Genomic DNA, 9,315 nt, shown 5'->3' with positions numbered 1-9,315 from the left:
CGGTCAGGAGAACTGGAGCTACAGCTGGGCGGTCGCGAACAGTCTAGAGCGCTTGCTTGCTAATAGCGCATCTAGCTTGCGAGCAGAGCTGGTTGCACAGCCAACTGATCTGCAGCTTGGCGACGTCATCGCCTATGATTGGGATGGAGACGGCCATTTCCAACACACGACGATCGTAACTGCATTTGATGCAAACGGCATGCCGCTCATTAATGCGCATACGACGAACAGCCGTCACCGTTATTGGGACTATCAGGATTCTTACGCTTGGACGGAGGCTACGCAATATCGCTTCTTCCATATTATTGACGCTCTGTAGTGGAGTGGCATGGACAGCGTAGGAGGCACAACAGGCGCTTAATGCGCTGACGGAGGGAATTATGGGACAACAGGAGAAGATGCGCGTCGGCTTGGTGTACGGCGGCAAATCAGGAGAACACGAAGTATCACTATCGACGGCATTTGCCGTGATGGGAGCAATGGATTACGAGAAGTATGATATTATTCCATTCTATATTACGAGAACAGGGGAATGGCGCGTAGGAGAATTGCGTCATCAACCATTTGGCGATAAATCAGAGCTGACATTGGAAGGCGCTGCCGGTTACACGAAGGACGCAATGGAAATGCTGTTCGCTCGAGTTGACAGCACCGGGAATGCTGGGAACGGCATCGATGTTATGTTCCCGCTTATTCATGGAACGAACGGGGAAGACGGAACGATTCAAGGCTTGTTCGAAATGGCGAATGTGCCTTACGTCGGCGCAGGTGTATTGGCATCATCCGTAGGTATGGATAAGGCTGTCATGAAGCAGGTATTTGCGCATGCCGGCTTGCCGCAATGCAAATATGTTCACTTCATTCGCAGCGAATGGGAGCATCATCAAGCCGATGTGATGGCCAATATTGAATCAGAACTTGGCTACCCATGCTTCATTAAGCCCGCTAACTTGGGTTCGTCGGTAGGCATTTCGAAGGCGCGCAATGATGCCGAGTTGAAGCAGGCAATCGAGATTGCGCTTCGCTATGACCGCAAGGTAATTGTAGAAGAGTTCGTAGACGCTCGCGAAGTAGAAGTCAGCGTCCTTGGCAATGACGAAGCAGAAGCATCCGTGCCAGGCGAAATTGTGACTTCCGGTGAGTTCTATGATTACAAAGCAAAATATATCGATGGCAAATCGCAAATCGTTATCCCAGCTCCGCTAGACGAAGAGCTTCTGAATCGTCTGCGCGAGATGGCGGTACTTGCATTCCGAGCGATTGACGGCTCAGGCTTGTCTCGCGTTGACTTCTTCGTACGACGTTCGGATATGCAGGTGTTTATCAATGAAGTGAATACGATGCCAGGCTTCACGCCGTTCAGCATGTATCCGCTCATGTGGAAGGAAACAGGGGTTGCGTACGGAGCGCTGCTGGATCGTTTGATTCAATTAGCGATGGAACGCTACAAAGTGAAGCAGCAGCTTTATTTTGAAAATGTATAAGCAGTCTTTAGTCATTGCAGGTTACGAGTACGGAACATGCGCAACTTATTTAATAGGAAGAAATAGAATGGGCTGTCTTGTGAGTAGAGCAACTACTTACAGGGCAGGCCCATTTTTTATGGTAATAACAAGGGTACATATGGTATGGAATGTGGAGCGCTATAGCAGGGGTATCGTGGAATAGTAGAAATGTCTACAAACATATTGAATCTACTTGCGCTTCTGCTATCCCATCCCTGTTTTCAAAAGTAACGGAGGGTGTAGTTGGTAAGGTAATCTATCCAACTAGCGATCGCTTATAAAGAAAGTATGAAATCCGAAGGATACAGCTTAGGAACAACTATAATGTAGACAAGGAGCGAGGGACATATGAATGCGAACATATTGCTTGTCGAAGATGATAGAGAAATCGCGAGAATTGTTAGAGATCATTTGCGCCGGGAAGGATACGAAGTCACCTGGTCTTCCACAGGGCTGGAGGGCTGGGAGGACTTCCATAGAGGTGCCTATGACATGGTTATCGTTGACTTGATGCTGCCGGAGATGGATGGGTTTACTTTGTGCAAAAATATTCGGCTATCGAGCAATGTTCCGCTTCTTATTTTAAGTGCACGGCTCGAGGATGAGGTCAAGGTACAGGGCTTGAAGCTCGGGGCGGATGATTACGTGACGAAGCCGTTCAGCTTGTCTGAGCTTACGGCTAGAATCGATTCGCATCTGCGAAGATTCAAGCGTTATACGGATGGGACAGAGACCTCAACGAACAGTTTGTCCTTCGAAGGAGGGCTCGTTATTGACGAGGAGCACCAGCTCGCAATCGTAGGAGATCAGTCCATCGGGCTAACAGCCAAGGAATGGGCGCTTCTAGTACTTCTTGCTCATTACCCGCAGCGTGCGTTTACGAAGAAAGAGCTGTATGAGCATGTATGGCAGCAGGCCGATGCCGAGGGTAACAATACGGTGTCCGTTCATATTAAGAGTCTGCGCATGAAGCTTGGAGATGACGTGCGCAATCCCACTTTTATACAGACAGTATGGGGAACGGGCTATCGGTTCATTGGTGAGCAGCGCGGATGAAGATTACACATTGGTTGATGATCACTTGTCTTGTCGTTATGATTCTGCCGCTCATGGCATTTGCTGCTTTATTCGGGCTGCTGCAGTCCTATGATGAACGGGAAGGACTAGCTGAATATATGGATGTGATGAAGCGTCTAAGCGAGGTCGAGCAGGTTATCGGAACACCCTCGTTGTATCATATTCAGCCGCAGGAGAAGTTCCAAGTGGTCAGTCGAGTCGCAGACCATTCGCTCAAAATCACGCTGTATCGAGCAGATGGCGTTCAAGTATTCACTTCGATGGAGAACAAGCTGCTTCCATCCATGTTTCGCATCAATCCGGAGCAATTGTACGAGAACCTGTACAAGCTGGAGCAAAGCCATGATACGTATACGATGAAAAAGCCTGTGTTCGAGAAGGGAACGCTCATTGGGTTCTATGAAGTCATGATGGTGCGGGAAAAGTGGCTTAACGCCTTCCAATATCGGACGTATATCGTCATTGGTTGTGCTGTGCTGTTCTTTATTGCCCTGTATGGCGCGGCGCTCATTGTTATTCAGCGGAAGCTGAATCTTCCAATGAAGCAGTTGATGCGGCAGATGACCGCCTTTGCACGCAATGAGCTTGTTCCTGATATTAGCCGCAGCTCCAAGGACGAGATGGGAACCCTGATTACCCATTTTCATGACATGAGAGAGCAGGTTGGGCAGGCTAGAGCGCAAATTGCTGCGGAGCAGCGGGAGCGGGATTACATGGTTGCATCGTTGTCCCATGACCTGAAGACGCCGCTTACCTCGATTCGAGCATATGCGGAATCGTTGCAGCAAGATAAGCAAGTAACAGCGGATGAGAAGAAGGAATACTTCGGCATTATGCTTGATAAAATCGGCTACATGCAGCAGATGCTGGACGATCTGGCGACCTACACAGCACTTCGTTCTACGGAGAACCGGGATGAGCAAGAGCATGTCCTCGTGGACGGGGAAGAACTATTCGATATGCTGTTCTCGGGATATGATGCGGTTTGTGCGCAGCGAGGCATTCATCTCGACATTCGAAATAAGGTAGCCGGCGTCTATCCATTCCATGCGAAGCAGATGATGAGACTCGTGGATAATTTGATGGGGAATGCAAACCGGTATACGCCGCATGGGAAAACGATTTGGCTGGGGGCTTTTTCAGAGAATCAGCCGCTGCCGGAATGGTTGTTCCCGGCGTTTGTTGATCGTGTTCAGGCTTGGAGAGGGAATGCGCTAGTGCTGCTCGTTCAGAATGAAGGCGAAGAGATAGAGCCACAGCATATCGAGAAGCTGTTCCAGCCTTTTTACCAGGCTGATCAGTCGAGGACGAAGTCTCGTACTGGCGGAGCATCTGGACTAGGACTTAGTATCGCAAATATGATCGTGGAGCGGCATGGCGGGAGCATCGGCGTATGGTCGGCTGCGGCGCATGGCACATTATTGGCCTGTCGATTTAGTTACGAACAAGGATCAGACAGAGAGGATGAATGAAGATGATGTTCCGATTTGCAGGCAGTCTATTACTAACAAGCAGCTTGATCTTTACTGGCTGTACCAGTTCGGTGAAATTGAGCGGGGAACAACTCGTGAGTCAAGCGCTGGAAGCGGGCAAGAAGGAAGTCTCCTATTACGCGGAAGGTGTAACGGTTTCTTATGAGAACGGCAAAGAAACTGAACGTTATATCCTGAAGGAATGGTCGGATGCAGAGACGAAGAAGAAGCGGGAAGAAGTAATAAAGGGCAATGAGCGAGCCGTATCTGTGAGTGACGGCAAATTGATTACGGTATGGGATGAGCATAATCGGCAAGCGTTCAAAATGGACGTAGGCGACGGGATGCGGCCGATGACGCAGCGGGAGCAGTTGAAAAATATGCTGGAGCATTTGAACAAATCGTATCGTATTGAATCGATGGGAGACGAAAAAGTCGGCGAGCACCAAACGGTTCATATTAAGGCTTCATCCAAGAAGAAGGATGCCCTGCTGAAGCAAATGGAGTTATGGGTCGATCAATCTACTTGGATGGTGATAAAGAGCAAGATCGATAGCGGTGCTGTCAAATCCACGTTCGAATATACGAAGCTGGACATGTCGCCGAGATTCACGGCGGATACGTTCCAGTTGAACATACCAAAGGGTATCCCGGTACGGGACATCAATGAGCTGAACCCGACGAAACAGGTGTCACTAGAGGAAGCGAAGAAGGCAGTAGCAGCTCCATTTCTGTTAATAACGGATAAGAGCTTTTCATTAAAGAAGACAGAGTTAACGCAGTTAGAGGGAGAGGTGAAACGAACGGAAATCTCCTTGGAGTATGACAAAAATGGTGTATCCTATGTAAGTGTAGGTCTGTTCAAGAAACCAGATGATGTGAAAGAAGACTTGGGCACGGCAGTATCGGTGCGCGGGAAATCAGGATGGTATTGGGACGAAATACACTCGCTTACGTGGGACGAGGATGGATTCCGTTACACGATGATTCCGTCGAACCCAGATGTTACGCAAGAAGAACTAATCAAGATTGCAGAGGGCATGAGTAAATAAGTCCCGATGGTTGGAGGGGATGTAGATGGAGAACAAGCTGGGGCAAAAGTTGCATCCTGACTATAGGAAAGCATCTCACATTGCCGGCGTCATTGCACATGGCATTATGGCTGCAGTCATTATTGCCTATGTTATTATCGCTTCTGTACAAGGCTGGATACAGTACCCCGCTTGGATAGCATCAGGATTATGGGCGTTGTCTTTCATTTGGTTCGTATGGATTGAACCGGTACTGACTTATCGTTATTTTGCATTCGAAGTATTTGAGGAAGAGCTGCACATTCAATCAGGAGTTATTTATTTGAAACATACGATTGTACCTATGAATCGCGTACAGCATGTAGAGACAGAACGCGGGCCGCTGCTGCGCAAGTATGGGCTCTCGCAATTGTCAGTCGTAACTGCGGCGACGACTCATCGGATTCTGGCAGTCCAAGAGGAAGAAGCGCAGCGGCTAAAGGCCAAAATTGTAGAACTGGCCAAGGTGGATGACCATGAAGAATAAGGAGATGCGCCTTCATCCACTGCACATGGGATTTTCGATTCTACAGGTAGCCAAGGCTATATGGCCTTTCCTCATTCTCTACGCATGGAAGGCTAAGGATCACTCGTGGATGCAGATTCTTTTTGCCGCGATTGTTGTCTATGCGATCGTAGATGCGGTGTTGGATTGGAGAAGGTTCACCTTCCGCTTCGAGGAAGATAAGCTCGTCATCAATAAAGGGATTTGGATTCGGGAAGAAAAAACAATCTTCTATCGGCGCATTCACTCGGTACGATTGGAGCAGTCCTTCCTGCAGCGTGTAAGCCGGACAGCTCAGCTGAAGATTGAGACGCCTGGCGGAGAGGCGGATGGAGATGGCGTGCTGCCTACATTGTCGCTGGCACATGCGGAGGAATTGCGCACTATTTTAACGCAGCGCAAGCAGGGTACCCCGCAGATCGGCCTAGAGAGCGGCGAAATACCTAAGACGGCAGGCGCTAATCATACGCTGCCTAGTAGCAATGTCCGTGCGCCAGCAGGCGTGGATCAAATGAATCAGGACAAACCGTCAGAGGAGTCGGGCTTGTCCGCGCGGGACATAAGCCTGAATGTTGGGACGTTATTCCTTTCCTCGGCGACAACGATCCATATAGGGATGCTGCTTGCCTTTTATGTGGCGATTACGAACTTCGCAGATGATCTGCTGAGACTGATCCTGCCCGCAGGGTTGATGCAAAGACTTATAGATCAGATCATGTCAGCAATCCCAAGCCATCTGACTTATGTCGTGTTCGGAGTCGGTGGTTTCATACTGGCGTGGCTCATCTCGACACTGCTGTTCGTTGCGAAGTACTATCGATTTACAGCCGTAGTGCGGGGGGACGAGATTGTCATTTCCTACGGACTGTTCGAGAAGAAGGTGAATGCCTTCAAGTCAGGCCGAGTGCAGGAGATTATTGTGAAGGAGGGCTTGCTTCGTCAGCTGCTTGGGTACGCGCAGGTGGAGGTCGGAGTACTGTCAGCAGACAAGAAAGAATCCTTGCTGCTGCATCCGCTTATTCGGGTTCGGGATATTCCGCGTTTGTTAGCCCATTTTGTACCACAAGTTGAATTGGATGACGATGCTGTGCAGCATAGACCGCCTGGTCGGGCCTGGTGGTACTATGTTCGCAAGGAACTGCTGCTCTTCCTTATCGCTTACGGGCTGCTCTATTGGTGGCAGGGGAATATGGCCCATTGGCTATGGCTCCTAATGCCGATATTGCTCGGGATGGGGACACTGCGACTTAAGGACGCGGGAATTGCGATCCACGACAAGCAGCTTATGGTGCGAAGCCGCTCAATCGCTCGGAAATCCTGCTATATGTTGAGACCGCATATTGTCTCGATTTCAACGAAAGATAGTTACTTTCAGCGGCAGCGTAATATTCGCTCCCTACATGTTACGATTATGAGCGGGCATTCCTATACTGCGACATGTTTCGACGACCGTGATGTCACACGTGTATGGCAATGGTACAGCCGTCACAAACCTGAATAACCAAGCAGGAGGAGGAATCCTCCTGTTTTTTTATGTTCTGTAAAACTATGGTACAAATCACTCAGGCGAAGCGTGACCATAGTCCGATAAATATACATTTTATTGGTAAAATGGTTACAAAAACGCAACTTTTCCGACGTATTCGCGTCAAATGATGACAAATGATATCGATTTACAAATTCTCCAACCTAATCGTTCGCGTAAACTGAAAAGGAGTGATCAAATCGCTTTGCAGCAGGCTTTTTCTTTGCTTCAGTGCTGCAATAACCAGCAGAAAATGAGGGTCCTAGTTTTCAAAACGCGACTATCTAACCATGTTATTCCAGAAAAAAACTTGGTTAGATAGTAAGAGAGGTTGCGGACAACACTCACAGAAAGGGTGAACAGGTCACATATCTATGAACCGTAGGAAAAAGCGAAATCTCGTTATAGGCATACTGATGCCGGTCGTAATTATACTTGCAGGCGGATTGTATTGGATGCCGGAATTGCTGTCTTCCAAGCCTGTCGCCTACGCTGGTGAGGATGGCATCAAGCTGAAGTTCAAGACGGAGGGCGACCGCATCCTAGAGTACAAAGAAGATGGCTTCGAGCCAATCTTTGTTAAAGGAGTCAATCTGGGCGCTACACTGCCTGGATACTTCCCAGGGGAGTTCCCGATACAAGAAGAAGATTATCTGCGTTGGTTCCAGCAGATACATGATATGGGCGCGAATGTGATCCGGGTGTACACCGTGCACAATCCGGTATTTTACGAAGCGCTTGTGAAGTTTAACCGCGATAAAGCGGAGCGGCCGCTCTATTTTATTCAAGGCATATGGTCGCCTGAGGAAGAGCTGATCGAGTCGCAAGATGCTTACTTGCCCGAGATCAAAGAGAAGTTCAAGCAGGAAATTGAGAAGGTTGTACGAGCGGTATACGGCGATATTACGCTGCCAGATCAATCCGGTACAGCGAGAGGGAAGTATAGGACGAACGCCAGTGATTACTTGATGGCTTGGCATATCGGGACGGAATGGGATCCAGTGATGGTTGATAAGACAAACAAGAAGCATAGCAAGGTATCGGCTTACACGGGTTCCTATTTCAACGCGATTGGGCAAGCAAGCCCATTTGAGAGCTGGCTCGCCGAAATGCTTGATCACGCTGCCGCGGTGGAGAACGAATATGGATGGCATCACCCGATGACGTTCACGAACTGGGTAACCACAGATGTGCTGAAGCACCCGGGAGAGCCACTATTCCAGGAAGATATGGTGAGCGTCGACGCAAGGAATATTCAGCCTAAGGCTTGGAGCGCGGGATATTTCGCTGCTTATCACGTCTATCCGTACTACCCGGACTTCTTCCACTTGGATACTTCGCTGCAGACGATTCGCGACAAGCAAGGGCAGTTCAATACGTACAAGGCGTATCTGCGCAAGCTGAAGGCGGAGTTCAAGGATATGCCGGTCATGATCACGGAATATGGTGTGCCATCTTCGATTGGCATCTCTCATCTGGGTATGGGGGGACGCAATCAAGGCGGTCATAATGAGCGTGAGCAAGGGCGTATCGATGCATCGCTCACACAGGACATTTACGATGAGCATTATGCAGGAGCAATTCTGTTCATGTGGCAGGATGAGTGGTTCAAGAAGACGTGGAATACGATGAAGATTGAAGTTCCTGCTGATCGCAGGCCGTATTGGCTCAATGTGTTAACGAACGAGAAAATGTTTGGGCTACTGGGCATGTACCCGAGCAAGGCGGATGCCATTGTTATCGATGGGGATTCCAAGGATTGGGATGCTATTCCAGACGAAGAGAAAATGCTGCTGAAGTCAGATTTGCCGGGGGTTCGTGAGATGTGGATCACCCATGACGAGGGCTATGTCTATACGATGCTTAAGCTGGATAAGCCGTTCGATCCTGACAAGCAGACGCTATACATTGGGGCGAATACGCAAACAGGCGGCAATCGCACCATGAAGGAGCTTCCGGGTATTAAGCTGGACGAAGGGCTGGAGACACTTACGGTCATCGGCAAGGACAGTGAGGTTCGCATCGCTTCGAACTATGACTTCAACACAGGCTGTATGGCCCATCCGGTTATTGGATGGTTGAACCGAAGCCGCAGGAAATGAAGGATAATTCAGGATTGTTCAATCCATGGAAGCTGGCAGTTAGTCTGAAGATGGAACCG

Annotated in this window: 7 protein-coding genes and 1 pseudogene; all 8 read left to right on the top strand. The window is 49.1% G+C overall.

From position 1 onward, the window contains the following. Positions 1 to 319: amidase domain-containing protein (locus AZ66_RS22870; RefSeq protein WP_044356976.1), on the top strand; the 319-nt coding region annotated here is incomplete at its 5' end. A gap of 61 nt (positions 320 to 380) precedes the next feature. Then, complete coding sequence (locus AZ66_RS22865; protein WP_044356974.1) at positions 381 to 1,484, top strand: D-alanine--D-alanine ligase; 1,104 nt, start codon at positions 381 to 383, stop codon at positions 1,482 to 1,484. A 369-nt stretch (positions 1,485 to 1,853) separates the two neighbouring features. Beyond that, positions 1,854 to 2,561, top strand: a complete 708-nt coding sequence (locus AZ66_RS22860; RefSeq protein ID WP_044356972.1) for a response regulator transcription factor — start codon at positions 1,854 to 1,856, stop codon at positions 2,559 to 2,561. Continuing rightward, positions 2,558 to 4,054 carry a sensor histidine kinase gene (locus AZ66_RS22855; RefSeq protein ID WP_044356970.1) on the top strand — a complete coding sequence of 499 codons (1,497 nt, stop codon included), beginning with the start codon at positions 2,558 to 2,560 and terminating at the stop codon, positions 4,052 to 4,054. Before AZ66_RS22860 ends, AZ66_RS22855 begins: the two co-directional genes overlap by 4 nt. A 2-nt stretch (positions 4,055 to 4,056) precedes the next feature. Continuing rightward, positions 4,057 to 5,106 (top strand): LolA family protein, encoded by a 1,050-nt coding sequence (locus AZ66_RS22850; protein ID WP_044356969.1) that lies wholly within the window; start codon positions 4,057 to 4,059, stop codon positions 5,104 to 5,106. A gap of 25 nt (positions 5,107 to 5,131) precedes the next feature. After that, positions 5,132 to 5,611, top strand: coding sequence for a PH domain-containing protein (locus AZ66_RS22845; RefSeq protein ID WP_044356968.1), 480 nt, complete (start codon positions 5,132 to 5,134; stop codon positions 5,609 to 5,611). Continuing rightward, a complete protein-coding gene (locus AZ66_RS22840; RefSeq protein WP_044356967.1) occupies positions 5,601 to 7,130 on the top strand; it encodes a PH domain-containing protein in 1,530 nt (509 codons plus the stop codon). Before AZ66_RS22845 ends, AZ66_RS22840 begins: the two co-directional genes overlap by 11 nt. 398 nt (positions 7,131 to 7,528) lie before the next feature. Beyond that, positions 7,529 to 9,315: pseudogene (locus AZ66_RS22835) on the top strand (hypothetical protein); the annotation flags it as partial.

This window comes from Paenibacillus sp. E194, from assembly GCF_000935845.1.
Taxonomy (GTDB): Bacteria; Bacillota; Bacilli; order Paenibacillales; family Paenibacillaceae; genus Paenibacillus_B; species Paenibacillus_B alvei_B.
The sequence above is the reverse complement of the archived record's forward strand: the minus strand, read 5'-3'. Positions and strand labels throughout refer to the sequence as shown.